Raw genomic sequence first — 26,651 nt, 5'->3', positions numbered from 1 at the left:
CCGGCGCAGCCGGTCGGGGTCGCCGGTGATGTCGATGGTGTGGATGCGGTTGTCGGGGCCGACGCCGATCCGAAGCACGGCCCGCGCGCGACCGCGGGGCGCGAGGACGATGCCCGGGGCGCCGTCGATGAGCAGGACCACGCCCGTCCGAGCGCGGCGGGTGAAGCGGCGGGTCTCCTCGGCGACATCCCTCGCGCCGCGCATTTCGGTGGGCACGTCCGCGGGGACCAGCGCCGCATCGACTCGGCGCACCACGCCGGGCGCCAGCAGCTCGAGCAGGGTGGCGATATCGCCGCCGCGGGACGCCGCCAGAAACGCCTCGACGACCGCGAGGTGCTCGGCCGCACGAGCCGGTTCGATCGCCGGACGGGCGTGCAGGCGTGCCCGGGCGCGGCTTGCCAGCTTCTTCGCCGCGGCCGGCGAGCGGTCCAGGAGGCCGGCGACCTCCTCGAACGGCATGGCGAACACGTCGTGCAGCACGAACGCCACCCGCTCCGCGGGTGAGAGCCGGTCGAGCACGACGAGCATGGCGGTGCCGACCGAGTCCGCCAGCAGCGCGTCCTCGTCCGCCGGGGCCGCCGCGGCCCGGTTGAGCCGGTCGAGCTCGGTGGGATCGCCGAGCGGTCGCTCGGCGCGGCGCCCCCGCGCCCGGAGCTGGTCGATGGCCGCGTGGGCGGTGATCGTGGTGAACCAGCCGGTGAGGTTGCGAATGCCGTCAAAAGCCGTGCCGCTGGCCTTCAGCCACGCCGACTGGACGGCGTCGTCGGCGTCGGCCACCGAGCCGAGCAGCTGAAACGCGACCGACCTCAGGTGTCGTCGATCCGCGTCGAACCGCTGCGCGAGATCCGCCAGATCCTTTGGTGCGCTCATGGGTCACCTTTTCCGCGTGGGAGTCGTCAAGACGGTGAACGCATCCATCAAACTCTCTGTCGCAAAGGAGACCAGCACTATGACCCTACCGATTGTGCGCCGCGATGCGCGGTGCGGCCATCCGGCTCGCCGCCGCGGAAAAACCATGTAGGACAAGGGGTTGGAGCAGATGACGAACATCCATACCACGTACATCGTGATCACGCTGACAACCGCCGTCGTCACCGCCGCAGTGGCGGTGGCCGACCTGATTCCCGCCGGATTCGTCCTGGCGAACTCGGCCGAGGTCGGGGTGCCGCGCTCGTGGCTGCGGCCACTGGCGGCGATCAAGCTGGCCGGGGCCGCCGGGCTGGTTGTCGGGCTGATGGGCGTGCGCGCGTTGGGGATTGCGGCGGCCATCGGCCTGGTGCTGTTCTTCGTCGGCGCGGTGGTTACTCACCTGCGGGCAGGCGTCTTCTACAACATCGCGTTTCCCGGTGCCTACCTGTGCCTGTCGGCGGCCACGCTGGCGTTGACGGTGGCGCGCTGAATCTCGCTAGGCGGGCAACCGGTCCTTGATGAGCTGGTCCTGCCTGCGGGCCATGTCGAGCACGACGTCGCGCGGGGCGGGATCGTTGGGCGCGCTGTCGAACTCCAGGTCGACGCCCACCCGCCCCTCGGCGAACGTCACATACATCACCGATTTGGAGTTATCGGGCGACGTCCCCACCGCGATCAGGCCGTTGGTCCCGACCTCGAACGGCTGCGGGGCCCCGGTCACGTATTTGCCGTAGGACGACGCGCGCTCTTTGGCTTGCTGCGCGGCGGTTGCCGGATCGGTGAACACCACGACGAGGTCGTCGATGCTGCGCGTCCGATCCGGGTTGGCGTACGTCACGCCGGCTCCGGCGATACCGCCGGGGTTCTGCACGGGGGGTGCCGTGGTCGCGGTGTCGGGACCGACGTCGCTGGCCTGCAGCAGCAGGTAGGTGTAGTCGCCCAGCGGTGCAACGCCGGACGGCGTGCTCGACGTGGGGGTCGATGTCGCCGAACTCGACGACGTGGTGGTGGACGACGTCGGCTTCGACGAGCTCGACGAGGAAGATGTCGTGGTGGTGACCGTGCAGGCCGTTCCCACCGTCAGGACGGCGGTGAACGCAAGTCCCACGCCGAAGATCCGCACCACACCCATTGCCCGCCTCCATTCAGTGACAGCTATTTGTACGGCAGGATCACTTGCCTGGCAAGACATAGAAGCATCCGACACTGGCTAACTTCGACGGCCCGGGGAAGATCGGAACCGTCAGGCGGGAAAGTACCGGATCCGGTCGATCGCGTTTCCCGGCCAGGCCACGTCCACGAGCACGACGCCGCGCCCGTGGGCCGAGCTGACCGAGACCGCGACGGTGGTCCCGGCGCCGATCACCTTGGCCCAGGCGGCCCCGTCGAGCTGTTCGGAGAGTTCGGCGAGGTCGATCCGGTCGTTGTCGCCCAAAGTTATTGCGGCCCTTGATGACAGCGCACGCAAAGCCGCGGACGTCTCCTTCCGGGCGACCGCGCCGAGGAAGTCCTCCGCCAGTCTCTTGCGCCGCGCACCGGGGCGGCGGAATCCGGCCAGGAAGCCCGCCGTCCCCCCGAATCCCTGATTGGCCAACAAATCACATGACAGCGCCACGGCGGGCGACGCCGCCCGCGACCCGGCCCGCAGGAACTGCAGCATCATCGCCGGCAATTCCCAGTAAGCCCGCAACCGCGCAATCTTCCACTGGCCGTTGTCTTCTCGAAGGTCGTAACGCAGGAACGCGGGTATGTACATTGTCACGTTCGAGGTCATGTTCGAGGTCGCACGCGAGCCCATCGACACCTCGAGCTCGAGGTCGCGCAGCACCGCGGTGCCCACCACGACGTCGAGGTCGCGGTGGAACTTGATGTCGCGGGGGCCGATGAAGGTGTCGTAGAAGCGGCTGATCTGCGAATGCCCCACGTGCGGGCGCGATCCCACCGGGTCTTCGATGCGGCCGTCGCCGGTGAACAGCGCCACCCATTCGGCGCGGTCGTGCGCCGCGGCGGCCTGCGGCGAGCGTTCCACCGCGGCGAGCAGGTGCTCGCGATCCAGTGGCACCACCATTACGGGCCGCCGACCAGCTCGATGCCGAGGGTTCGCATCTCCCCCAACGCTTCCGCGGCCGAGTCGGGCGCAACGGCCGCGGTCAGATCCACCAGCACCCGGGTGGTCAGGCCGGCCCTCGCCGCGTCCTCGGCGGTCCGCCGCACGCAGTGGTCGGTGGCGATGCCGACCACGTCGACCTCGTCGACCCCGCGCCGGCGCAGCCACTCGAGCAGCGGGGTCCCCTCGTCGTCGACGCCCTCGAAGCCGCTGTACGCCGCGGCGTAGTCGCCCTTGCGGAACACCGCCTCGATGCGGTGGGTGTCGAGGCCGGGGTGAAAGTCCGCGCCGCGGCTGTCCGCGACGCAATGCGGGGGCCAGGACGAGCGGTAGTCGGGGCGGTCGGAGAAATGGTCGCCGGGATCGATGTGGAAGTCCGCGGTCGCGACGACGTGGTCGTAACCGGGCTCGGCGGCGAGGTACCCGGTGATGGCGGAAGCCAGCGCCGCACCGCCATCCACCGCCAGCGAGCCACCCTCGCAGAAGTCGTTTTGCACGTCGACGACGATCAGCGCCCGCACGCGCTCCACCCTATCGCCGGGCCGACCGCGGCGGCCGCGAGCAGGGCCTTTGACTGGGCGCGGCTCCCGGCGGTTTGCCGCCCGGTCGGCCGGGTAACCCAGCTGCCATGTTGATCCGCAGAATCGCGAGGCCCCTGTTGTCGGCGGTGTTCATCGGCCAGGGAATCGACTCGCTGCTCAATCCCAAGCCGGCGGCCGAAGCCGCGGCGCCGGCGGTCGACGGTCTTCGCGCCCTGCCGGATCCGGTGGGGAGCAGCATTCCCAGCGACCCCCAGACGTTCGCCCAGATCAATGCGGCCGTACAGATCGGCGGCGGCTTGCTGCTTGCCATCGGCAAGGCGCCGCGCGTCGCCTCGGCCGCACTTGCCTTCACCGTGCTGCCGGCCAACCTCGGCGCGCACATGTTCTGGAGCGAGAGCGACCCGCAGCTGAAAGCCCAGAAGCGCAAAGACTTTCTGACCGACCTCAGCCTGGTGGGCGGGCTGATCATCGCGTCCGCCGACACGGCCGGCAAGCCGTCCCTGGGCTGGCGGGGCCGTCGCGCCGCGGAACGGCTCTCCGAGCGGGTGTCGTCGGCGCTGCCCGGGTCGTCAGACGGATTGGACGGCGAGCTCGGCGAACTCGGCGAAAAGATCGTGCACGGCCTCCAGGTCGGCGCCGAGCGCGGGCGCGAACTGGCCAGCACCGCCGCCGAACGGGGCGCCCCGTACGCCGAGGCCGCCCTCGAACGCGGCCGCGAACTGGCAAGCACGGCCGCCGAACGAGGCGCCCCGTACGCTGAGGCCGCCCTGGAGCGCGGCCGGGAACTGGCCAGCACCGCCGCGGAGAAGGGCGCCCCGCTGGCGAAGAAGGCCCGTAAGCGCGGCGAAGAACTCGCCAGCACGGCCGCGGAAAAGAGCGCTCCGCTGGCGAAGAAGGCGCGCAAACGCGGCGAAGAACTCGCCGAAGAGGCGCGGGACCGCGGGGTCGAGCTCGCCGAGATCGCGCGGTTGCGCGGTATCGAGTTGGCCAACACGGCGGCCGCGCGCGGCAGCGAACTGGCCGACACCGCCCGCGACCGGGTGGGCGACGGGCTCCCAACTCGTCGCCGCCGGCGCCTTTGGTAACCGTGTTCAGTTCGGCCATCGGGCCGACAGTTCCTTCGGTGCCCACCGCGGCCAGTCGGGCGAGCCGACCACCTCGCCGCCGCTGAATTGGGCGACGATGCGCGGCCCGCGCAGGCGAGTGTTGTCGTAGACGGTCGCGATGTCCGATAAGGCGATGGCGCCCGCGACGAGTGCGCCCAACCGGCGGTGGCGCTGACGGATCTTGTCCTCGGGCACGTGGTGGCCGCCCGCCGCCACCCGGTGCCTAACCCGTTCGACGGCAAGGTCTTCCGGGACGAGCAGCGCGTGCAGGACGACGGTGAAGCCCTCGCGGTGCGCGCTGCGGATCACGTCCAGCTTCGAGGGATGCGAAAAGACGGTCTCGGCGATGAATGACCTGCCCAGCTCGATCAGCTTGGCGCGCGTGCCGGCGGCGATTTCCGCGGCGTCATACGCGTGCGAGGCGGGGTCCGCGGGCCAGCGCTGGCGGGCGATCTCGTCGGCGTTGACGACGAGGCTTCGGGGCAGCAGCGGCGACAGGGTGAACGCGATGAACGTCGACTTGCCGGCGCCGTTCGGCCCGACCACCAGGTCCAGGCGGTTCATCGTCCCGCGCGGTCAGCGCTTGCCCGAAAGCACCACCTCGGTGCCGTCGGGCCGGTGCTCGACGATCTCACCGGCGTCGTTGAGGGCCACCGTGGTGATCCCCTGCCCGGCCAGCGCCGCCCCGTAATCGGTGCGCGCCAGGCTTTCCTCGATGGCGGCGGAGATCTCGGCGTTGAACACGACACCCTCCTCGACGGTGAGGTCGCCGGTCGCCAAGTGACCGGCCAACGCCGCCTCCACCCGCCGCCGAGAGCTGGTGTGCTGACTGGATACCGCCCGCCCGACCCGCGCCCAGTGGTCGAGTTGCTGCTTGGCCGAACGGCTCTGGCGGGCGCCCTCGGACGCCGCGCTGTCCATCAGGTCCGCGGCCACCCGGGTGACGCGATCGAGAGCCTCTGCCATGACCTTCCTCCGCCCCTGCAGCATTTCGTTACAGAATGTAGCACAATGCTACACGATGAACGCGTCGACGATCGCCTCGACCGGTTGGCTCGCGTCGACGGTTTTGCCCGGCGCGTCGAGGCCGAGGGGTTCGAGCGCGTCGAACTGGGATCGCAGCAAGGCGGCCGGCATGAAATGGCCCGACCTCGCGGCCAGCCGGCCGCCGATCAGTTCGGGTGAGCCGGCCAGATGCAGGAACTCGATCTCGGGGCAGTGGGCGCGGAGCTGGTCGCGGTATTTGCGTTTGAGCGCCGAGCAGCTCGCCACGGCGCCGTCGCGGTGGTCGGCCAACCACTCCCCGACGCGTTCGAGCCAGGGCCGGCGATCGTCGTCGTCGAGCGGTTCACCGGCGGTCATCTTCGCAATGTTCGCCGGCGGGTGCAGGGTGTCCGCATCGACGAAGGGCACCGCCAACCGTCGGGCCAGCGCCGCCCCCACCGTCGACTTGCCCGATCCCGAGACGCCCATCACCACGACGGGTGCCCTGGCCGCTATTCGGCGAGGTTGCGGTTCCATTCCACCCAACCGACACCGCTGCGTCCGTCCGCGGTCTTGACACCGACCCAGGCGCGCGGGAACTGGCTCACGCGCCCATCCTTGGCGAGCATGCGCACCGGGGCATGCCCGCGCACCTCGATGTCCGCCGTGATGTCATCGGGGCGCAGGTCTACGGTCGCCTTCAGCGGTAACCCGTTGTCCCCGAAGGATTCCCGCGAGGCGACGGTGTCCAGTTCGGTGACGTTGTGTGCGGCGTCCTGCGCGTAGCCGATGCTGAACGTCGGCGCGCCCGGGATGCGGATGTTCACGCCGTGCAGGTGGGTGCCGTCGTCGAGGTGCAGCGCGCTCCAGATCCAGTCCATGCTCCACCAGTCGCGCACGCCCCACGAGTGGTCGCGCTGCCCGGGCACCGAGTCGACGCGGTAGCTGGTGTCGCCGATCGTGACGGTTCCCGAGACGCGGCAAGGGATTTCGTAGCGGGTCGTCACCCGGTATTTGTATGGGGCGCCGTCCGTGGCCCACTCCAAATTCATCGTCATTTCGACTTCAGTGCCCGGCTCGCCGCGCAACAAGGCCGACGGGTCGGGGTAGGCCTGCGCCTGCGCACGCACGTCGACCCGATAGGCCTGCAGCGGGACGCTGGCGGAGTGGCCCAGCTCGAAGGCGTCGGTGCGCAACACCCATGGGTCCGCGGGCAGCGGGATCTCGGCGTCGACGGCGACCGTCGCCATGTCCGGGCCGCACAGCAGAACGTGCACCAGGGCGTGCTGCTGGTTGGCGATCAGGCCAAGGCGAAACCAGCCGCCCAATCCCTGTGCCGCGTCGGCGAAGTCGGCGTACCAGCTCTCGCTCCACAACGGCTCGTCGGTCGGGTCGTGGGCCAGCTCGTCGTCCTCCGACGGCCGCAGCGGCTCCGGCTTGGTCGCGGCGGGCAGGGTCGCCAGCGCGTCGGTGTCGAGCACGTGTGCGCAGTTGCGTTGCAGCATCGTCATGAACATCCGGTCGCCGCGATCGGTGCGCTCCACGAGCATCGACGAGATGATGGCCATCATCACGCCGAAAAAGCTTTGGCGCCGGACCCCTTCGGCGACCTCGGCCAGGCTGACGGGCGGCTGCGGGCCCAGCGCGTCGTGGTAGGCGCGCAGGAATTCGTCGTAGTGGTCGCGACGATCCTGCGCCCGCAGCGCACAGCCGAGGAAGTACGCCAGGTCCGTGAATGCCGGTCCCCAGGAAACCGTCTGCCAATCGACGACGGTCAGCGCGCGATCGGCCCCTTCGGTGCCGAACAACATGTTGTCCAGCCGGTAGTCGCCGTGCACCAGGCCGCGGATCCGGTCGGGCTCCGACTCGGCCGCGATGTAACCGTCGAACGCGGCGACCAGGCGCTCGCACACGACGCGGTGCTCGGGCGCGATCTGGTCGCCGTACCGGTCGACGAAGCCGGCGTACAGCGACGCGATCATCGCCTGGTTGAGCGGCGTTTCGCGGTTGAGCCACGGCGCGTCGGCCAGCGCCGGGTCGCCGAGCAGCGGGCCGTGCAGCCGCCCCAGTTCGACGACGCCGACGCGGGCCTGTTCCGGTGTGGCACCGGCGATTTCGTCACCCACGACGGCGGGCCCGGCGTCCCCGAGCAGCAGGTCGAACACGCCCGTGGCGGTGTCGACGGCCGCGTGATAGCACGGCGCGATCGGCCCGCCCAGGCGGGGCGCGACGTCGCCGTAGAAGCGGACCTCACGCTCGTAGAGGCCCAGCGCCGACCCCGTCTGCCGGCTGACCGGATCGGAGGCCGCGACCTTCAGCACCACCGACTCCGGCCCGCCGGCGTCGGGATCCGCATAGCTGAGCCGGACGCGGTAACACTCGCTCATCTGTCCGGTGCCGATGCGTTCCACGCCGAAGGCGGCAATGGGTCCGCTGCCGATCGCGGCGGCCAGCCAGGAGGTGGTGAGGTTCTCGGGTCGCTCGATGACTTGCTCGGTGTCGGCGTGCATGAGGGTCTAGCGTGCCAGGTCAGTTCGCAAGTGAGAAGCCGTCCCAGGCGATCCGGCGGTGCGGGTGCGGATCGAACTCGATCCGGCTCTTGCGGTCGAACACCATCACGGCGCGGTCGGCGCGGGTATACGCGGGCCAGTCGTCGCCCGGCGAACCCGTGCGGCTGAAGGACCGCCACCGGCGCTGCACATGGTTGCTGACCTTCAGCGCCGCGCGCCGGTCGGCGGCGGCGGTCAGCAGCGCGCCGAACCGGGTGCGGTAGACGTCGAAGACGGCCAGCAGCTCGGTGGCGTGCGTGGCGCCCAAGCCCGACCAGCGCAGCGTCCGCGGGGCGTAGTCGTAGCGGTAGAGGTAGGTGGGCGCGTGGTTGCCGTGGGCCTCGGCGATCTGCCAGGCCGCCGAGCTGAATGCGAAATCGCCACCGAGCTGGATGCACGCCGACGGCGACGGGTAGTCCGGGTAGGCGGCGGTAATGCGTTCGCGGGCAGCCGGTTCCGTGTCGGCCAGCAGCTCTTCGATCATCGACTGGTTTGTCGGCAACATCTTGAGGAAGCGGGTGAACAGGCGGCCCTCTTCGGCGTTGGTGCCCACGATGAGCGGCACCTTGTGCGCCCGGCCGGACCGCATCGCCTCGACGGGGTCGACGGGCAGGACGTCGTCGCCGACGACCGGGCCGATCGGGAACGCGCCCAATCGGCTTTCCATGCCCTGGTCGATCAACCGGTGTTGCGTTTCCACCAGGTGCGCCGCCGACGCCTGCATGACCGCGTGCGCGCCATCCTGCGGGCCCACGCCGAGCAGCCCGGCGAAGCGCTTGGCGAACTCGACGGCGATCTCCCGCGACCGCACCAAACCCGACGCCGGGCTTTCCGAGATCGCCTGCGCGAAAAGGCCTTCGGCGGCGGGCACGGCCAACAACGTGGAGGTGATGCAGGCGCCCGCGCTCTCGCCGAAGATCGTGACATTGCCGGGGTCTCCGCCGAATTCGGCGATGTTGTCCCGGATCCACTGCAGCGCCATCACCAGGTCGCGCAGGTACAGGTTGCTGTCGATTTTGATATCGCGCGTCGACAGCGACGACAGGTCCAGGCATCCGAGCGCGCCCAAGCGGTAGTTGACCGACACGTACACGCAACCGCGGCGGGCCAGCGCGGCGCCGTCGTAGAGCGGCGTGGCCGAGCTGCCCATGATGTAGCCGCCACCGTGGACGAAGACCATGACCGGCAGCGGCTCGTCCGCTGCCACCTCGGGCGTGACGACGTTGAGGGTGAGGCAGTCCTCGCTCATCGGCTGGTAGCGGCCGACACCGAGCAGGGTGTAGCGGCGCTGCTGGGGCGCGCAGTTGCCGAAGCCGTGGCAGTGCCGCACGCCCGACCACGGCGGCGCGGGCTGCGGCGCCCGGAATCGCAGGGCTCCCACCGGCGGGCGGGCGTAAGGGATGGACCGCCAGCGGTTTACGCCGTCGCGGGTGAAGCCTTCGACGATGCCGGCGGTGGTGCGGGCGCGAACGATGCGCTCATGCATACCAGTGACGGTAGCCGACACCGCGCCGGTAGTGCGCGGCTGGCGATCGAATCGCCGGGTGTGACGGCTAGCCTGGCTGGATGCGGATCGCCGCGCTGGTCGCCGTGCCATTGCTGGTCGCCGGATGCTCGCATCTCGGCGGCAACTCGGGGCAGCCGCAGACCAGCGCGCAGACCCCCGCGACCACGTCGGCCGGAGCGTCGAGCAGCAAACCGCCAGCGCCGTCCGGCGCACCGGCCGCCGGTGCCGCGATCTCCGCCGTCATCGCCTGGATCGAGGCAGCTCACCCGGCGGATCCCGGCCGCTATCACAGCGCCGCCCGGGAGGGCACCACCACACCGCTCGGCAACGACATCGCCCTGACCGTTCAAGGGGGCAAAGTGTCCTGCATGACCGATTCCAAGCACACCGGCGCCGCGCTGGCGTGTCTGGTGGCTCTGACCAATCCCCCGCCCCGACCGGAGACGGCCTACGGCGACTGGAAGGGCGGCTGGGTGGACTTCGACGGGACGAACCTCCAGGTCGGGTCGGCGCGCGCGGATCCGGGTCCGTTCCTCAACGGCAACGGCCCCGAACTGGCGAACGGGGATTCGTTGTCGTTCGGCGACTACCGCTGCCGCGCAGACGATTCGGGCCTCGTCTGTGTGAACTACGCCCATCAGTCGGCGGTGCGGTTCGCCGCCGCCGGCATCCAGCCGTTCGGGTGCCTGAAGCCGGTGCCACCGCCGGACGGGGTCGGCGCCGCCTTCGGCTGCTGAATTTGCTGCACCCGCGGTTTCGGCGTGGGACCATTTGCCGATGGACGCCGACGATCCCGAAAAGCGCATCGCCGACCTGGAGCGTCAGCTCGCGGAGCAAAAGCGCATCGCTGAGCTGGAACGTCAACTGGCCGAGGCCAAGGCGGCGGCCGGCCAGAACCGCGCCGAGGGGCAGCCGCCCTCGTTCTTCTCCGTGCGGACGGGCGCGAGCCAGGGCGACGACGATCGCGCCCGCCAGTACGCGGAGTCGTTGTGGGAAGGTTTGCGCTCCGGTGGTCCGGCCGGCCCCGGCGGGCCTTCCGGGCCCGAGATGGCTCAGCATCGAGCGGCGTTCATGCAAGCCGCGGCCCAGGCGGGCCTGTCCGAGGAGCAGATCGACAACATCTTCAAGCACGGCAAGGCGACGTTCAAGGTGGGGCACTCGGTGGTGTACTCCGGGCAGGGCGCCGCGCCGGAATACACCCCACCGGCCTTCATGGGACCGCCGCCGGGCTTTGCGCAACAGGTCGGCTCGATGCGCCAGGCCACGTTCGGCGGCCGGCGCGAACGTCGCGGCCTCGTTTGGGCCAACCGTTTCGGGGCGATCGCCGGGACCATCGGTCTCTGCGTCGGCGGCGCCGCGGCGCTGACCGCGACGATGCCGTCGACCGCGCTGTGGACGAGCCCCATCGTGTGTGACAGCGGCTACCAGCTGACGTACAACACCTCGCATTACAGCTACAAGCCCGGCCAGTCGGGAACCAACGTGGACTTCGAGTGTGTCAACGGCGCCGACTCGTACGACCCTAATTGGTTCGCGATCGATGCCCTGCAGACCTTGCTGTTCGGTCTGATCGCGGGCGTGGTGGTGGCCATCGGTTTTGTGATCTGGCGCCAGTTCCGCACGCCCGCGTGACCCTTAGCCCGGTCGGTCGCTGACAACCGCGAATAGCTCCGTCATCTCATCCGCAGGCCCGCCCGGGACGGTGTAGCCGGCCTCGTCGCGAATCTCGGCGAGGTGATCGCGCACGTCCTCGACGGACAGCCCGGGGCGGTAGAAACCCCGTGTCCTGCCGACGAAGAAGCGGGCGACGTGCCCGGCGCCGACCGTGTAGATCTCGCCGGAAACCGGGCACTCGCGGTGCACCAGGAAGGCCGCCACCGGTGCCACCAGCGCGGGGTCCAGTTTCTGAAGGTATTGGCTGACAAGGTCATCCAACACGGCCTGGGCCGCCGCGTCGTGCTCGGTGGGCTGCTGTCCGGTCGCGTGCTCGACTTCGCGCGCCAGCATCCGGGTGTAGGCGATCGGCGCGATGGCGTTGACCTTGATGTCGTGGCCCACCCCTTCGGCCGCCAGCACTCGGGTGAATCCGATCAGTCCGGTCTTCGCCGCGCCGTAGTTGCTCATGCGTTCGGCGCCAAGGATTCCCGCCGCCGAGCAGGTGTTCAGTACCCGGCCGTAGCGCCGTTCGCGCATTACCGTCCACGCGGGCCGCGTCACGTGGAACGCGCCCTTGAGGTGCACGTCGATGAGCGGTTCGAGCCGGTCGGCGGTCATGTCCTCGAACGGTGCGTCGCCGACGATTCCCGCGTTGTTGATCACGATGTCCACCCGACCCCAGGCGCGCAACGCGGTGTCGACGATCGCCTGTCCGCCTTCGGGGGTCGTCACGCTGTGGGTGTCGGCGACGGCGTCGCCACCCAGCCCGCGGATCTCGTCGACGACCCCTTGTGCGGCCTCGCCGTCGGCGCCATCCCCGGTTACCGAGCCACCGGTGTCGTTGACGACGAGGCGCGCGCCGCGTGACGCCAGCAGCAGCGCGTACTGTCTGCCCAGGCCGCCGCCGGCACCCGTGATCAGGGCGACCTGCTTGTCGAACCGCAGCTCGTTCGTCACCAAGTGACCGGAAGTTCTTTCATGCCGTAGATGTCGGCTTCCTTGAACTTCAGCTGATGCGGGGGTACTGCCAACTTCAGGCCGGGCAGGCGTCGCGCCAGGGTGGCAAACGCGACCTGCATCTCGACGCGGGCGAGGTTCTGCCCGATGCATTGATGCGCGCCATAGCCAAAGCCGATGTGTCCGCGAGTGTTCCGATCGGCGTCGAAAGTCTCGGGGTTGTCGACGAATTCGCTGTCCCAGTTTCCGGCGGGGAGGTTCATCAAGACCATGTCTCCGGCGCGGATCGATTGTCCGCCTAGGGTCATGTCTTCGGTCGCTACCCGGTCCACCTGGCTGTGCACGATGCTGAGATAGCGCATGAGCTCTTCGACGATGTTCGCGACGACGGCACGGTCGTCGGTCTCGCCGAGCCGAGCGAAGACCTCGGGATGCTCAAGCAGCGCAACAGTTCCCAACGAAATCATGTTGGCGCTGGTTTCGTGGCCCGCCAACATCATGACCACACCGGTCATCGCCGCTGTCTCGCGGGTGAGTTGACCGGTCGCGACGTAGTTGGTGACGAGGCGACCGATGAGGTCATCGCTGGGGTCGTCCGCCCGGCGATCCACGAGCTCCTGAATGTAGGCATACATCGCCGCGAACGATTCGGCCCGCTGCTCATCGGTCGTCGTCCACTCCAGCCCGACCCTGGAGTGGTGCTGGAACAAACCCAGGTCCTCGGATGGCACACCCAACAGCAGCGCTATCACCAGTGAGGGCACCGGCAGGCCGAAGTCACGCACCAGGTCGGCGGGCTGACCCTTGCCGATCATCTCGTCGATGTGTTGGTCAACCAGTTCCTGAATCTGCGGTCGCATCCTCTCGCATCGTCGAAAGGTAAAATCACTGGTCAGCATGCGCCGCAACCGATGGTGCTCGGGGTCGTCGACCCGCGCGAACATCACCGGGACGGTGTTGTCCTCGCTCGCCGGCTTCATCGAGGCCGGAATCGTATCCGCGGACAGGCGCGGATCGAGCAGGGCCGCCCGGATGTCCCGGTAGCGACTCACCACCCAGGCCGGCTGGCCGTGGTAGATCGCACGACGCAACCCCGGCTCGTTGCGCCACTCGGTGAACTCGGGTGGCGGCGCGAGTGGGCAGTGGGCAGGACGCCGCGCCGGGATGACGGGAAGGTCCGTCTCGGAAATCATTGACATATCAGCGGTTCCGCCTTAAGTGTCAGTTATCTGCCAGTTATACGGAGCGTAGAACCCGGGTAGTTGGCAGTCAACCGTCAGTTAGGCTGTGCAGATGACCGCGGTCGAGGACCGGCCGTTGCGGGCGGACGCCGCCCGCAACGCTGCGCGCATCCTGCGCGCCGCGCGGGCCGTTTACGGCGAACTCGGGCCCGACGCGCCCATGGAAGCCGTCGCCCGTCGTGCCGGAGTCGGCGAACGAACGCTCTACCGCAGGTTCCCGGCCAAGGCCGACCTGCTGCGGGCTGCCCTGGATCAAAGCGTCGCGGAGGATCTCACGCCGGTGATCGAGGACGCTCGGCGCGTGGACGACCCGCTGCAGGGCCTCAACCAATTGATCGAGGCGGCAATCGGACTCGGCGCCCGTGAACGCCACCTGCTGACCGCCGCGCACCGGGCGGGGTCGCTTACCCCCGACATTTCGGACTCGCTGAACCAGGCGCTCCACGAGCTGGTTCGCCGCGGTCAACAGGTCGGGCTCGTTCGCGCCGACCTGGTTGCCGAGGACCTTCCACGCCTGATCGCGATGCTCTATGCGGTTCTGCCGACGATGGATTCGGACAGCGACGGCTGGCGACGCTACGTTGCCCTCATCCTCGACGCGATCTCGATCGCCGAGCCAAAGCCGCTGCCCGCCGGCGCGGCCTTGCGCATCTCAGAGCCCAGCAGCTGGCGCCTCTAGCCGGCACCTAGCGCTGGCTCCACAACAGACCGCGTATCGTCGCCGACAGCGGAATATCCTCCACCGCGACCAGCCCCTGCGGCGCGCGGCACACCCAATCGATCGCGTTGACCGCCCGGGCCGCCGTCGAGATACAGCCGGCATCAGTCGCATCGAACACGGGATGGGACAGGTGGGTGTTGATTTCCACCCGCGGTTCGCCCTCCACGACGACACGGTGCACGCCCGTCTGACCCTCGGGCGGGAACTCCCAATCGGGTGCCGCGGCGGCGGTAAGCCTGGTCACGTGCTCGAGGGTGATCACCGGTTCGCCGTCGAGGACGCCCTCGGTGGCAAAACGAACGGCAGCCATCTGACCCGGTTCCACCGTCATCATCGTGCAGTCGATGCGCTCCGCTGTGTACCAGGGTTCGACCCGCTGTCGGACCTCGTCGAGTTTGATGTCGAGATTGTCGGCAAGGCTGCGTACCTGACCGCCCCACATCGACACGATTACCCCGGGAGAGAACATCATCGCCGGCTCGTCACCCGCAGTCGTTCCGAAACCCATTGCAGCGCCGGTGAACTCGGCATCGTCGTAGTTGCCGTAGTCGAAGATCTCCTGCACTGTGATGGATGAGATGCGGGTGGTCAGGCTGGCCGCCGAGTGGACCAGAGTATCGCCGGAGAAGCCGGGGTCGATGCCGTTGACGTACAACGAGGCGTTGCCGGCCGCGCACGCGCGCTCCAACGGCACTCGTAACCAATCGTCGGCATGGTGCGGTGCGACGAGCCAGACCATCGAGGTGCCCACGACGTTGGTGCCCGCTGCAAGGAATTTGGTCATCTGTGCGATGGCCTCCGTGGGCCGCGTCTCTCCTTGCGCTGTGTAAACCACGCAGTCGGCGCCGAGGGCGGCGAGGGCCTCGATGTCGTCGGTAGCCACGACGCCGGTCGGTTCGTGCAACCCGCAAAGCTCCGCCGCATCCCGGCCGATCTTCTCGGCGCTGGCGGCGTGCACGCCGACGAGTTCCAGATCCGGCCGGCCGATGATCGCTTTCAACGAATGCCGGCCCACGTTGCCGGTGGAGAATTGAATCACTCTGCGCACGATTGTTCCGATCCTTCCGACGAGGGATGCTGACTGATCGTGCCGTGTTCGGAACGGTTGTCAAGCCCGAAGGGTCAGTGGCCGGGAAAGTGGCTATGCGTCTTCGGAGTGCGCATCCAGCATGCGAATTTCGCCGGACGTCCCGTCGACCTCAACAAGCGCGCCCGGCGGCAAAGTCTTGGTAGCTCCCGCAACGTCCACCACACACGGGAATCCGAATTCCCGGGCCACCACCGCGGCATGTGACATGGGGCCGCCGAGTTCGGTGACCACGGCCGCGGCGTAGCAGAAAGCGGCGGTGTAACCGACGTCGGTGACCTCGGCGACGAGGATCTCGCCGGGCTGCAGGTCGTCGATGGTCTCCGGCCGCACGATCCGCACCCGGCCGCGCACCCGGCCGCCGCAGACACCGACCCCGTGCAGGGTTTCCCCGCTGGTGAGGGCCGCCGAGGTCGGCTCCGTTGGCTGCCAGCTGCCGCTGAACACCGTCGGCGGAACGACGGTGGCCAACCTGCGTTGTTCGGCTCGGCGCCGGGCCACGAGGTCCCCGACGTCGGCCGGGAGCGCATCGAGCTCGTCGACCAGCAGATAGAAGACATCGTCGGCGGCCTGGAAGATTCCGGCCTCGACCAACCGGCGCCCGTACTCGCGCATCAGGTTGCGCAGCACCCAGTTGGCCCGCACCACTTTGTCGCGACGGACTTCGCGATCGCGAAGTTGGTGTCCGGCCAGGCGCGCAATCGGCCTGGCCCGCAGCGGAATCCGGGTACGTTCCGGCTGCGGCGCGGGCGGCGCGCTCATCGCCCTGGCCACCATGCGCACGAGCAACTCGGGATCGTCGGCGTAGCTGGTCGAGCGCATCTCGAGTTCGGCCGGTCCGCGATGCCCGATCAGTGCCAGCTCCGCCAGCACCGCGGCGTGAAACTCCGGCGCCTCGACCGCCAGCTTGCCCAGCCGCTCCCCCGGTTCGGCAAGCAGCGCCGTCACTTTCGGGTCGCGCTGGGCAGCGAGCACCAACCGCTGCATCGCTTCGACCGAGCGAGCGCTCACCAGTTCCGGTCCCGCCGGCGCAGCGGTATCTCGCCCACATAAACCGCGCAACAACACGTTGAACGCGGCGCACAGCATGAACGAAGCCGAGGCCAGCACCCACCCGTGCACCACCTCGTCCCGCGCCAACGCGATCAGGCTCAGCAGCCGGCGATCGTCGAGCCGGGTGACGTCGTCGCCGGCCAGCCGCTCCAAACGATCGACATCGGCGACGAACTCGTGGGTGTCATCGGCCGACCCGGCGGACAGGCCGATCAGGTTGACACCGAACACCCCGATATTGCGAACGGTCCGCAGTTGCCTTCGCAGCCGGCCGGTTTCGGAGCGTGGTCGCTCCGCACCGAAGATCGGCAGCGACGCCATGCTTGGGCCAAAGAATCCGCTGTTGCTGACGATCGTCGCGGGTTTGGCGAAGGGCACGGTTTCCGCCATGAAGTGCGCCGAGGTGATGGCGCCGTAGAGCCGGTGGGCGAACACCGCGACGGTGCGCATCGCGATTTCGCGCTGGATCACCCCTCCGGGCCGCAGCCGCTCGGCGATGGCCACGCCGCCGGCGCGCAGCCCGCGCACGGTCACCGAGGCCGATGCCGGGGAGAACGGGCCGGGCAATGCCTCCGACAAATTGGTGGCCAGGAAGGTGGGAAAGCGCGGGTCGATCGGGGTGTCGAACTCCCCGTTATCTCCTGCCGGGCCGGCCCAATTGGGCTTCACGCCGTCCTCGCTCGGGGCGTCGACGGTGGGCAGGTCCTGGATGTTGGTCATCCGCCAGGGCAGCGATACCACCCGCTTGCCCACGCTGACCCGGCCGCGCACCGCGACGGCGAAATCCTCGACACACTCGACGGAGTTCCACGCCGGCCGGAACTCCCACTGTTGGCGCAACCGCGCGGTATCCATGAACGGGGCACTCTGCACGAGTTGCAGCTCGCCGGGTCGGATGCCCGGCCGCACGATCGGGCGTCCGAGCGCCGCGGCCAGCCGCCGGAAGGTCAGCTCACCCGGTGCGGCGAGATTGATTGGACCACTGCCGATTTCGGTGTCCACGATCGCCCGGTTGAACAGGCGGAGCGCGTCGTCGAGGTGGACGACCTGGATGCGACGATCGGCCGCCGCGACCGGAAACGCCGGCAATGCCAACACCCGGCGCACCCAATTGTCGACGCTCCGGCCGAGGATCGACGCGGAGCGGATGGCGACCCATTCCAGGCCCGAATCCTCGAGCAGCTGTTCGACGCGGGCCTTGTGCCGGCCGTCGGCACTGACGGGGGTTCTCGCGTCGTGCTCGGTCTTGGGCGCGTCCCCGCCGCCGTAGACGTGCGCCGACGACGGGAAAACGATGCGCCGGGTTCCGGTTTCGGCGATCGCCTCGAGGACGTTGAGCGTTCCACCGATGTTGACCTGCTCGCTGCCGGTCGCCCACGCACAGTGCGCGACCACGTCGGCACCGGCGACGGCGCGCTTGACCGCTTCCGCGTCGCGGACGTCCGCCTCGACGAATTCCGCTGCGCTCGACCAGCTTTCGGGGCGGCGTCGGGCGATGCCGACGACATCGTGGCCCTGGCTGAGCAATCGGGCGGCGACGCCGCGGCCGAGCACACCACTGGCCCCGGTGACCGCAACTCTCACGGAGCGCCCTTACTCATCGTCGTCATCGTCGCTCAAGGCCGCGTTGACCAGCGCGTCGAGATCCATGTCCGCGATGTCCTTTTCGCTCGTCGCCGCGGGGGCCGACGGACCGCTGCCGTCGGCCTCGTTCGCCAATGCGAGCAGCAGCTCCAGCACCCCCGCCTGGCGCAGGCGCTTGACCGGAATGGACCCGACGACGCGTTGGATCTCGGCCTCGCCGGGCGCGGCGGCCGGGGCGCTTTGCTCCGTCGTGCCCACGAGTTCGCGGTAGATGTAGCCGGCCAGCGCCGCGGAGTTCGGGTAGTCGAAGATCAGCGTCGGCGAAAGCGCCAGCCCGGTGGCCGATTTGAGGCGGTTGCGCATCTCGACTGCGGTCAGCGAGTCGAAGCCCAACTCTTGGAACGCCCGATCCGGATCGATGGACTCGGGGCTGGAGTTGCCCAGCACCGTGGCGATGTTGGAGCGGACCAAGTCCAGGACCACCGCCTGCTGTTCGTCCTCCGGCAGCCCCTCGAGGCGCTGCAGCAGAGCCGATTTCGACTTCGCCGCGGCCAGTGAGTCGTCGACCTGACGCCGGCTGGGCGCGTTGATCAAATCGACGAACATGGGCGGCAGCGTGCCGTTGTCGAACTTGACGCGCAGCGCCGCGAGGTCGATGTGGGCGGGCAACATGAACGGCTCGTCGACGATCAGCGCGGTGTCCATCAATTCCAGCGCCTCGTCGGAGGACATCGCGACGATGCCGTCCCGGCCGAACCGGGCCCGGTCGGCCGCGCCCAGCGCACCGGTCATGGCGCTGGCCTGGTCCCACAGGCCCCACGCCAGCGAGATCGCCGGCAACCCGAGGTTGCGCCGGTGCACCGCCAGCCCGTCCAGGAACGAGTTGGCCGCCGCGTAGTTGGCCTGGCCCGACGCACCGGCCAGCCCGGCCATCGACGAGAACAGCACGAACGCGGAGACGTCGAGCTCGCGGGTGAGCTCGTGCAGGTTCCATGCCGCGTCGACCTTGGCGCGCAACACCGCGTCGATGCGCTCCGGCGTCAGCGACGAGATCACCGCGTCGTCGAGCACGCCCGCCGCGTGAATCACGCCGGACAGCGGTTGCTGCACCGGGATATCGGCCAGCACCTTGGCGACGGCCTCGCGGTCCGCCGCGTCGCAGGCGACCACCTGCACCTGGGCCCCGGCCGCGGACAGTTCGGTCATCAGCTCCGCCGCGCCCGGCGCATCCAGGCCGCGCCGACTCATCAGCACCAGGTTGCGGGCGCCGTGCCGGGTCACGACGTGACGCGCCAACGCCGAACCCGCCATGCCGGTCGCGCCGGTGATCAGCACGGTGCCCGCCACCCAGGCGTCGGGCATGCTCATCACGACCTTGCCGACGTGGCGGGCCTGGCTCAGGTACCGCAACGCCGCCGGCGCGCGCCGCACGTCAAACCTGGTGACCGGCAACGGTTGCAGCACGTCGTCGCCGAACAGCGCGGCCAACTCGTCGAGCATCTCTTGGATGCGCTCGGGTCCGGCCTCGAAGAGGTCGAAGGCGCGGTAGCGCACACCCGGATGGTCGCGGGCGACGACCTCCGGGTCGCGAATGTCGGTCTTGCCCATCTCCAGGAACACCCCGCCGGGGGCGACGAGCCGTAGCGACGCGTCGACGAAATCGCCGGACAGCGAGTCGAGCACTAGGTCTACGCCGCGGCCCCCGGTGATCGTCCGGAACTTCTGCTCGAAATCGAGGCTGCGGGAGTCGGCGATGTGGTCGTCGTCAAAGCCCATGGCCCGCAAGGTGTCCCATTTGCCCCGGCTGGCCGTCGCAAACACTTCCAGGCCGAGGTGGCGGGCCAGCTGCACGGCGGCCATCCCGACCCCGCCGGCGGCCGCGTGCACGAGCACCCGCTGACCCGGTTTGACGCCGGCCAGGTCCATCAGCGCGTAGCGCGCGGTGGCGAACACCACCGACGCCGTCGCGGCCGCGGTGTGTGACCAGCCGGCCGGCACCTTGACCAGCAGCCGCTGGTCGGTGGTGGCGATAGTCCCGGTCCCGTCCGGGAACAGACCCATGACGCGGTCGCCGACGGCGAAACGGCCGTCCCCCGAGGCCGTTTCGAGAACGACGCCGGCGGCCTCGATGCCCATCACCGCGTCCGGGTCGGGGTAGAGACCCAGCGCGATCATCACGTCGCGGAAGTTGGCGGCGATGGCCGACAGGGCGACCCGGACCTGGCCGGGGCCCAGCGGCGCGTCCGCGTCGGGGATCCGCTCCAAGCGCAGGTTCTCGATGGTGCCGTAACTGCTCATGCCCAGCCGCCACGGGCCGTCGTCGGGCGGCACCAACAGGCCGCCGACCGCGCGGCTGCCGTGCACCCGCGCGGTGAAGACGGTCCCGTTGCGCAGCAACACCTGCGGCTCGGCCGGCGCCAAAACGGCCGCCACAGCGTCGGAATCCAGCGGCACATCGGTGTCGACGAGCACGATGCGGCCGGGATGCTCCGTCTGCGCCGAGCGCACCAGGCCCCACACCGCCGCGCCCGCCAGGTCGGTGACGTCCTCCCCCGGCAACGCCATGGCGCCGCGGGTCGACACCACCAGCGTTCCCGCCCCGTCGCGGGAGAGCCACGACTGCAGCACCGGCAGCACCGCACGCGTGGCCACGTGTACCTCCGTCACGACGTCCCCGGCCACGGGTGCCGATTCGAAAAGCACAGCCGAATTGTCCTCGAATTCCGTTGCACCCCAGGCGCACACCTCCACCGGCTGCACCGCGGACAGCGGCTGGGCGGACCAGACGACCTCGAAGAGCCGGTCGGGTCCCGAACTCGACACCGCGGCCAGTAGCTGCTGATCGGTCACCGGCCGGGCCACCATCGACGCCACCGACAGCACCGGCAGCCCCAAGCCGTCGGCCAATTCGATCGACACGGCCGACTCCCCCACCGGCACGATCCGCGCCCGTACTGCCGCTGCGCCCGCCGCGTGCAGCGACACCCGCTGCCACGAGAACGGCACCAGCATCGACCCGTCGGGGAGCTCGCCGCCGTCCGACGCCAGGATCACCGCGTGCAACGCGGCGTCGAGAATCGCGGGGTGGACACCGAATCCGGCCACCGACACCCCGGCGTCCTCGGGCAGCGCGACTTCGGCGAACACCTCGTCGCCGCGGCGCCACATCGACGTCAGGCCGCGGAACGCGGGCCCATACCCGTACCCCCGCTCGGCGAGCCGCTCGTACCCGTCGCCGATATCCACCGGTACCGCGCCCACCGGCGGCCACGCCGACAGATCCGCGTCCGGTTGCACGGACCCCGCGCGCAGCACGCCCTCGGCGTGCAACGACCAGCCGGACCCCGACTCGGCGCGCGAGAACACGGACACCGAACGGCCGCCCGAATCGTCCGCGCCCCCAACCACGACCTGAACCGCGACCGACCCACCCGCCGGCAACACCAACGGCGCCGCCAGATTCAGCTCGTCGACGACTCCGCAGCCCACCTCGTCGCCGGCCCGGATCGCCAACTCGACGAATCCCGCGCCGGGGAACAGCACGACACCACCAACCGCGTGGTCGGCCAGCCAGCCCTGCGCGCTCGGCGACAACCGACCGGTCAGCACGACGCCGCCCGACGCCGGCAGCTCCACAACCGCGCCCAGCAGGGCGTGTTCGCCGGCGGCCAGCCCCAGCCCGGCCGCGTCCGCCGGCGCGCCGTCGCCGGCGAGCCAAAAGCGCCGCCGTTCAAAGGCATACGTGGGCAGCTCGACGAAGTTGGCCGCACCGAGCGCGCCGCGCCAGTCCACGTCCATCCCCGTGACGAAGCCCTGTGCGACGGCGTTGATCAGCGACGCCGGCTCCGGACGGTCCTTGGGCAGGGCCGACATTGTGGTCACGACGGCATCCGGCAGCGACTCCTCGATCGACGCCGTCAGCCCGCCGCTCGGCCCGACTTCGAGGAAGCGGGTGGCGCCGGCGGAGTGCGCGAACCGGACGCTGTCGGCGAATCGCACGGCCTCCCGGACGTGCCGCTTCCAGTACGCCACCGAACCGAAGTCGTCGCCGGCCAGTTGCCCGGTTAGGTTCGACACGACCGGGATGGTGGGCTTGCCGACGACGAGCCCGCCCGCGACGGTTCCGAATTCGTCGATCATCGGATCCATCAGCGGGGAGTGGAACGCGTGGGAGACGGCGAGTCGGTGGACGCGGCGGCCGTCGGCGCGGAGCCGGTCGGCGACCGCGGTCACCGCGTCGTCGGGGCCGGAAATCACCACGGAGGCAGGCCCGTTGACCGCCGCGATGCCGACGCCGGGCGTCAGCAGGGGCCGCACCTCGTCTTCGGTTGCCTGCACGGCGATCATCGCGCCGCCGGCCGGCAGTGCCTGCATGAACCGGCCGCGGGCGGCAACCAGCACCGCCGCGTTCTGTAGCGATAGGACATCGGCGACGTGTGCGGCGGTGATCTCGCCGACCGAGTGGCCCATCACGAAATCGGGCCGTACACCCCAGGATTCGAGCAGCCGGAACAGGGCGACTTCTACGGCGAACAGGGCGGGCTGCGCGAATTCGGTTGTGTTCAGCAGGTTTTCGTCCTGGCCCCACATGACGTCGCGCAGGGGCCGCAGCAGGTGTTGGTCCAACTCGCCCAGCACGGCGTCGAAGGCCTCGGCGAACACCGGGTACGCCGCGTGCAACTCCCTTCCCATGCCGAGGATTTGGGAGCCCTGCCCCGGGAAGACGAAGACGGTTTTGCCGCCGGCCGTTGCCGTCCCGCGGATCACCGAACCGGCCAGATCGTTCCGGGCCAATTCGTCCAGCCCGGCCAGCAGGCCGCCGCGGTCATCGCCGACGACGACGGCCCGATGCTCGAAGTTTGACCGGCCCGCCAGCGACCACCCCACATCGGCGACGTCGAGATCGGCGTGGCTGCGAATGTGCGTCGCCAGCCGGGTGGCCTGTGACGTCAGGGCCGTCGCCGATTTCGCCGACACCACCCACGGCACCACCGGCAGCTCGGGGCGCGGCACGACGCGCTCCGACCCGGCGGGCGCGGCTTCGATGATCACGTGGGCGTTGGTGCCGCTGATGCCGAACGAGGACACCCCGGCGCGGGGGGTCTTGCCGTGTGCCGGCCAGGGCCGGGCTTCGGTCAGCAACGACACGGCTCCCAACGACCAGTCCACATGGGGGCTGGGCTCGTCGACGTGCAACGTGGCCGGCAACATCTCGTGGCGCATCGCCAGCACCATCTTGATCACACCGGCGACGCCGGCCGCAGCCTGCGTGTGACCCATGTTCGACTTGATCGACCCCAGCCATAGCGGTTCGGCGCGGTCGCGTCCATAGGTGGCCAACAACGCTTGGGCCTCAATGGGATCGCCCAACATCGTTCCGGTGCCGTGGCCTTCGACCGCGTCGACCTCGGCCGCGGACAGCCCGGCGTTGGCCAGCGCCGCCCGCACGACCCGCTGCTGCGACGGACCGTTGGGCGCGGTCAAGCCGTTCGAGGCGCCGTCCTGGTTGATCGCCGAACCCCGAACCACCGCCAGCACCTGGTGCCCGAGGCGCTCGGCGTCGGACAGCCGCTCCACCACGAGCATGCCGCCGCCCTCGGAGAATCCGGTGCCGTCAGCCGCGCCGGCGTAGGCCTTGCACCGGCCGTCGGCGGACAGCCCGCGCATGCGGCTGAACTCGACGAAGATGTCCGGGGTGGCGTTGACGGTGACGCCGCCGGCCAGCGCCAGATCGGATTCACCCGAGCGCAGCGACTGCACCGCCATGTGCAAGGCCACCAACGACGACGAGCACGCCGTGTCCACCGAGACCGCGGGGCCCTCCAGGCCGAGCGCGTACGAAATGCGGCCCGACGCCACACTGGACGACTGCCCGGTCAGCCGGAAGCCCTCGGCGGCCGCCGGGGCGCCGATTCCGTAGCCCTGCGTGTACACCCCGGCGAACACGCCGGTGGCGCTGCCGCGCAACTCGCCGGGCTCGATTCCCGCGCGCTCCAACGCTTCCCAGGACAGCTCGAGGAACAGCCGCTGCTGCGGGTCCATGGCCAGCGCCTCGCTGGGCGTGATGCCGAAGAAGGCGGGGTCGAAGCCCGCGACATCGTCGACGAAGCCGCCGGTGCGGGTGTAGCAGGTGCCCGGAACGTCGGGGTCAGGGTTGTACAGCCCATCGAGGTTCCAACCGCGATCGGTCGGGAATTCCGAGAGCACGTCGCGGCCCTCGGTCAGCATGTCCCACAGGTCCTCGGGGGAATTCACCCCGCCGGGATAGCGGCATGACATGCCGACGATGACGATCGGGTCGTCGTCGGTGGCGCGGACCACCGGAGCGTGGCTGACCTCTTGCGGCGCTCCGGCGAGCTCGGTGCGCATGTAGCTGGCCAGGCCGTTGGGCGTCGGGTAGTCGAAGATCAGCGTGGGCGAAAGCGCCAGTCCCGTCGCGGTTTTGAGCCGGTTGCGCATTTCGACCGCGGTCAGCGAGTCAAAGCCCAGCTCCTGGAACGCCTTGTCCGGGTCGATCGCCTCGGCGGTGGTGTTGCCCAGCACGGTGGCGATGTGCGAGCGCACCAGGTCCAGCAGCACCGCTTGCTGCTCGGCCTCGGGCAGCCCCTGCAGGCGATGCGCCAGCGCCGATTTCGATTTCGCGGCGGCCAGCGAGTCGTCGACCCGGCGGCGAGCCGGCGCATTGACGAGGTCGCTGAACATCGGTGGCACCGCGAGGGCGTGGGCGCGCAGCGCGCCGAGATCGATGCGGGCGGGCGCCATGAACGGTTCGTCGACGATCAGCGCGGTGTCGAACAATTCCATCGCCTCGGCCGACGACAAAGCCAGGATTCCGTCGCGGCCCAGCCGGGCGAGGTCGGCCGCGTCGAGCCCACCGGTCATCGCGCTGGCCTGATCCCACAGCCCCCACGCCAGCGATATCGCCGGCAGCCCGTGTGCGCGCCGATGCGCGGCCAGTCCGTCCAGGAACGAGTTGGCCGCCGCGTAGTTGCCCTGGCCCGACGAACCCACCAGCCCTGCCATCGAGGAGAACATCACGAACGCCGACAGATCTCGGTCGCGGGTCAGTTCGTGCAGGTTCCACGCCGCATCGACCTTGGCCCGCAACACCGCATCGACGCGCTCCGGCGTCAGGGAGGTGACCATCGCGTCGTCGAGCACGCCGGTCGCATGAATGACGGCCGAAAGCTTTGGCACAGTGGCGATCACCGCCGCCAGGGCGGCCCGGTCGGTCGCATCGCACGCGACCACCGCGGCCCGGGCACCCGCAGCCTCCAGCTCGGCGACCAGTTCGGCCGCACCCGGCGCGTCCGGTCCGCGGCGGCTCAGCAGCGCCAGGTCCCGGGCGCCGTGGTGCGCCACCAGGTGGTGGGCGAGCGTGGCACCCGCCATGCCGGTGCCGCCGGTGATCAGCACGGTGCCTTGGCCGAGTCCAGAAGGCATCGTCATGACGACCTTGCCGACGTGGCGGGCCTGGCTCAGGTAGCGCAGGGCGGTGCGCGCGCGTCGCACGTCAAACGTCGTCACCGGCAACGGCTTCAGCACGCCGGCGTCGAAGAGCCCGGCGAGCTCGAGCATCCACTGATGCATGCGGGGGCGGCCCGGCTCGAAGAGGTCGAAGGCGCGGTAGCGCACGCCCGGATATTCCTGCGCGATCGCGCCGGGGTCGCGGATGTCGGTCTTGCCCATCTCCAGGAACATGCCGCCGGGGGCGACCAACCGCAGTGAGGCGTCGACGAATTCGCCGGCCAGCGAGTCCAGCACGATGTCCATCCCGGCCCCGCCGGTGGCCGCCCGGAACTTCTCCTCGAATTCCAGGCTGCGGGAGTCCGCGATGTGGTCGTCGTCAAGGCCCATGGCCCGCAGGGTGTCCCACTTGCCGCGGCTGGCGGTCCCGTACACCTCCAGGCCCAGATGCCGGGCCAGTTGGACGGCGGCCATCCCGACGCCGCCGGCCGCGGCGTGCACCAACACCCGCTGGCCCGGTTTGGCGTCGGCCAGGTGGATGAACGCCATGTAGGCGGTGGTGAAAACGGCGGAGATGGCAGCGGCTTCGGGGTAGGACCAGTCTTCGGGCTTGTGCACCAGCAGGCGGACGTCGCCGGCGACCAGGGTGCCGCTGCCGTCGGGGAAGAATCCGTACACCGAATCGCCGACCGCGAAATCGGTGACGCCTGGCCCGACTTCGACCACCACGCCGGCCCCTTCACCGCCGAGCAGCGCGTCGTGGGTGAACATGCCCAGGGTGATCATGACGTCGCGGAAGTTCGCGGCGATCGCGCGCAGGGCCACCCGCACCTGCCCGGGCTGCAGCGGCGCCTCGGCGTCGGGCACCGGTTCCAGGCGCAGACCGAGCATCCCGGCCGGATCGTCCTCGTGGATACCGATGCGCCGCTGGACGATCGGGCGATCGCCGCCATTCTCGCGCTCGGCGAGCCGCAGGTGTTGGTGCGCGGCGGAACGCATCACCACCCGCGGGTGCAGGGCAGCCGCGCGGTCGACGGTCTCCTGGTACCTCCGGCCGAAGGGCCGTGGCGGCTGGGCATCAGCAGCGCCGGCACGTTCGAAAACCTGCGCCTGGAACCGGTGCCCGACGCCGAGGCGCCGCTGCAGCCCGGGCAGGTGCGGGTGGCCCTGCGCGCGATCGC

Annotated in this window: 18 protein-coding genes and 2 pseudogenes; 6 read left to right on the top strand and 14 right to left on the bottom strand. The window is 69.8% G+C overall.

The annotated features are described in order from the left end of the window. Positions 1 to 870: sigma-70 family RNA polymerase sigma factor (locus tag A5712_RS01325; RefSeq protein ID WP_068100395.1), on the bottom strand; the 870-nt coding region annotated here is incomplete at its 3' end. A gap of 169 nt (positions 871 to 1,039) precedes the next feature. On the opposite strand from A5712_RS01325, the gene A5712_RS01320 reads away from it, so the two are divergent. Then, positions 1,040 to 1,399 (top strand): DoxX family protein, encoded by a 360-nt coding sequence (locus A5712_RS01320; protein ID WP_369830342.1) that lies wholly within the window; start codon positions 1,040 to 1,042, stop codon positions 1,397 to 1,399. 6 nt (positions 1,400 to 1,405) lie between these two features. On the opposite strand, the gene A5712_RS01315 is transcribed toward A5712_RS01320, so the two are convergent. The 3 genes from A5712_RS01315 to pncA form a co-directional block, all read right to left on the bottom strand. Further along, positions 1,406 to 2,041: a hypothetical protein gene (locus A5712_RS01315; RefSeq protein ID WP_068100392.1), complete on the bottom strand. Its 636-nt coding sequence runs from the start codon at positions 2,039 to 2,041 to the stop codon at positions 1,406 to 1,408. A 111-nt stretch (positions 2,042 to 2,152) separates the two neighbouring features. Then, complete coding sequence (locus tag A5712_RS01310) at positions 2,153 to 2,977, bottom strand: ketosteroid isomerase family protein (RefSeq protein ID WP_068100390.1); 825 nt, start codon at positions 2,975 to 2,977, stop codon at positions 2,153 to 2,155. Then, positions 2,977 to 3,537, bottom strand: a complete 561-nt coding sequence (pncA, locus tag A5712_RS01305) for a pyrazinamidase PncA (protein ID WP_082973207.1) — start codon at positions 3,535 to 3,537, stop codon at positions 2,977 to 2,979. Before pncA ends, A5712_RS01310 begins: the two co-directional genes overlap by 1 nt. A 107-nt stretch (positions 3,538 to 3,644) precedes the next feature. Between pncA and A5712_RS01300 the strand changes: the two genes are divergently transcribed. Beyond that, on the top strand, positions 3,645 to 4,643 hold the full coding sequence (locus A5712_RS01300) for a DoxX family protein (RefSeq protein ID WP_068100387.1): 999 nt from the start codon (positions 3,645 to 3,647) through the stop codon (positions 4,641 to 4,643). 6 nt (positions 4,644 to 4,649) lie between these two features. Here A5712_RS01300 and A5712_RS01295 read toward each other — a convergent pair whose 3' ends face one another. The 5 genes from A5712_RS01295 to A5712_RS01275 are packed head-to-tail and all read right to left on the bottom strand — an operon-like array spanning position 4,650 to position 9,683. Next, entirely contained in the window at positions 4,650 to 5,228 is a 579-nt protein-coding gene (locus A5712_RS01295) for an AAA family ATPase (protein ID WP_068100385.1), read from the bottom strand. Between the two features lie 12 nt (positions 5,229 to 5,240). Beyond that, positions 5,241 to 5,630: a hypothetical protein gene (locus A5712_RS01290; RefSeq protein WP_068100401.1), complete on the bottom strand. Its 390-nt coding sequence runs from the start codon at positions 5,628 to 5,630 to the stop codon at positions 5,241 to 5,243. Between the two features lie 48 nt (positions 5,631 to 5,678). Then, a complete protein-coding gene (locus A5712_RS01285; protein ID WP_068100397.1) occupies positions 5,679 to 6,164 on the bottom strand; it encodes a gluconokinase in 486 nt (161 codons plus the stop codon). Continuing rightward, positions 6,161 to 8,158 carry a phosphotransferase gene (locus A5712_RS01280; protein ID WP_068100384.1) on the bottom strand — a complete coding sequence of 666 codons (1,998 nt, stop codon included), beginning with the start codon at positions 8,156 to 8,158 and terminating at the stop codon, positions 6,161 to 6,163. The genes A5712_RS01285 and A5712_RS01280 overlap by 4 nt, the downstream gene beginning before the upstream one ends. Positions 8,159 to 8,177: 19 nt before the next feature. Beyond that, entirely contained in the window at positions 8,178 to 9,683 is a 1,506-nt protein-coding gene (locus A5712_RS01275; protein ID WP_068100382.1) for a carboxylesterase/lipase family protein, read from the bottom strand. A gap of 80 nt (positions 9,684 to 9,763) precedes the next feature. Here A5712_RS01275 and A5712_RS01270 point away from each other — a divergent pair, with 80 nt between their 5' ends. Then, positions 9,764 to 10,441: a hypothetical protein gene (locus A5712_RS01270; RefSeq protein WP_068100380.1), complete on the top strand. Its 678-nt coding sequence runs from the start codon at positions 9,764 to 9,766 to the stop codon at positions 10,439 to 10,441. A gap of 40 nt (positions 10,442 to 10,481) precedes the next feature. Continuing rightward, positions 10,482 to 11,336 (top strand): hypothetical protein, encoded by an 855-nt coding sequence (locus A5712_RS01265; protein ID WP_068100379.1) that lies wholly within the window; start codon positions 10,482 to 10,484, stop codon positions 11,334 to 11,336. Positions 11,337 to 11,339: 3 nt separating this feature from the next. On the opposite strand, the gene A5712_RS01260 is transcribed toward A5712_RS01265, so the two are convergent. Next, on the bottom strand, positions 11,340 to 12,317 hold the full coding sequence (locus tag A5712_RS01260; RefSeq protein WP_231981901.1) for an SDR family NAD(P)-dependent oxidoreductase: 978 nt from the start codon (positions 12,315 to 12,317) through the stop codon (positions 11,340 to 11,342). Next, positions 12,314 to 13,516 (bottom strand): cytochrome P450, encoded by a 1,203-nt coding sequence (locus A5712_RS31600; RefSeq protein ID WP_068100375.1) that lies wholly within the window; start codon positions 13,514 to 13,516, stop codon positions 12,314 to 12,316. The genes A5712_RS01260 and A5712_RS31600 overlap by 4 nt, the downstream gene beginning before the upstream one ends. A 94-nt stretch (positions 13,517 to 13,610) precedes the next feature. Here A5712_RS31600 and A5712_RS01250 point away from each other — a divergent pair, with 94 nt between their 5' ends. Further along, positions 13,611 to 14,237: a TetR/AcrR family transcriptional regulator gene (locus A5712_RS01250; RefSeq protein WP_068100373.1), complete on the top strand. Its 627-nt coding sequence runs from the start codon at positions 13,611 to 13,613 to the stop codon at positions 14,235 to 14,237. Positions 14,238 to 14,244: 7 nt separating this feature from the next. Here the strand turns inward: A5712_RS01250 and A5712_RS01245 are convergent, their stop codons facing one another. The 3 genes and pseudogenes from A5712_RS01245 to A5712_RS01235 all read right to left on the bottom strand — a co-directional run. Then, positions 14,245 to 15,327: a dihydrodipicolinate reductase gene (locus A5712_RS01245; RefSeq protein ID WP_068100371.1), complete on the bottom strand. Its 1,083-nt coding sequence runs from the start codon at positions 15,325 to 15,327 to the stop codon at positions 14,245 to 14,247. 93 nt (positions 15,328 to 15,420) lie between these two features. Further along, the gene (locus tag A5712_RS01240; RefSeq protein ID WP_068100369.1) at positions 15,421 to 18,003 is read right to left on the bottom strand and encodes a sugar epimerase family protein; all 2,583 of its coding nucleotides are present in this window, start codon (positions 18,001 to 18,003) and stop codon (positions 15,421 to 15,423) included. 9 nt (positions 18,004 to 18,012) lie between these two features. Then, positions 18,013 to 26,352, bottom strand: a pseudogene (locus tag A5712_RS01235) (SDR family NAD(P)-dependent oxidoreductase); the annotation flags it as partial. Between A5712_RS01235 and A5712_RS01230 the strand changes: the two are divergent. After that, positions 26,347 to 26,651: pseudogene (locus tag A5712_RS01230) on the top strand (hypothetical protein); the annotation flags it as partial. The pseudogenes A5712_RS01235 and A5712_RS01230 sit on opposite strands and share 6 nt — an antisense overlap.

This window comes from Mycobacterium sp. E2327 (genome assembly GCF_001672675.1).
In the GTDB taxonomy this organism is placed as follows: domain Bacteria; phylum Actinomycetota; class Actinomycetes; order Mycobacteriales; family Mycobacteriaceae; genus Mycobacterium.
The sequence above is the reverse complement of the archived record's forward strand: the minus strand, read 5'-3'. Positions and strand labels throughout refer to the sequence as shown.

Excerpts from the sequence above, each read along its gene's own strand:
- A5712_RS01320 (WP_369830342.1), top strand. The coding sequence starts at position 1,040 with ATGACGAACATCCATACCACGTACATCGTGATCACGCTGACAACCGCC.
- A5712_RS01315 (WP_068100392.1), bottom strand. The coding sequence starts at position 2,041 with ATGGGTGTGGTGCGGATCTTCGGCGTGGGACTTGCGTTCACCGCCGTC.
- A5712_RS01310 (WP_068100390.1), bottom strand. The coding sequence starts at position 2,977 with ATGGTGGTGCCACTGGATCGCGAGCACCTGCTCGCCGCGGTGGAACGC.
- A5712_RS01300 (WP_068100387.1), top strand. The coding sequence starts at position 3,645 with ATGTTGATCCGCAGAATCGCGAGGCCCCTGTTGTCGGCGGTGTTCATC.
- A5712_RS01295 (WP_068100385.1), bottom strand. The coding sequence starts at position 5,228 with ATGAACCGCCTGGACCTGGTGGTCGGGCCGAACGGCGCCGGCAAGTCG.
- A5712_RS01290 (WP_068100401.1), bottom strand. The coding sequence starts at position 5,630 with ATGGCAGAGGCTCTCGATCGCGTCACCCGGGTGGCCGCGGACCTGATG.
- A5712_RS01280 (WP_068100384.1), bottom strand. The coding sequence starts at position 8,158 with ATGCACGCCGACACCGAGCAAGTCATCGAGCGACCCGAGAACCTCACC.
- A5712_RS01275 (WP_068100382.1), bottom strand. The coding sequence starts at position 9,683 with ATGCATGAGCGCATCGTTCGCGCCCGCACCACCGCCGGCATCGTCGAA.
- A5712_RS01270 (WP_068100380.1), top strand. The coding sequence starts at position 9,764 with ATGCGGATCGCCGCGCTGGTCGCCGTGCCATTGCTGGTCGCCGGATGC.
- A5712_RS01265 (WP_068100379.1), top strand. The coding sequence starts at position 10,482 with ATGGACGCCGACGATCCCGAAAAGCGCATCGCCGACCTGGAGCGTCAG.
- A5712_RS31600 (WP_068100375.1), bottom strand. The coding sequence starts at position 13,516 with ATGTCAATGATTTCCGAGACGGACCTTCCCGTCATCCCGGCGCGGCGT.
- A5712_RS01250 (WP_068100373.1), top strand. The coding sequence starts at position 13,611 with ATGACCGCGGTCGAGGACCGGCCGTTGCGGGCGGACGCCGCCCGCAAC.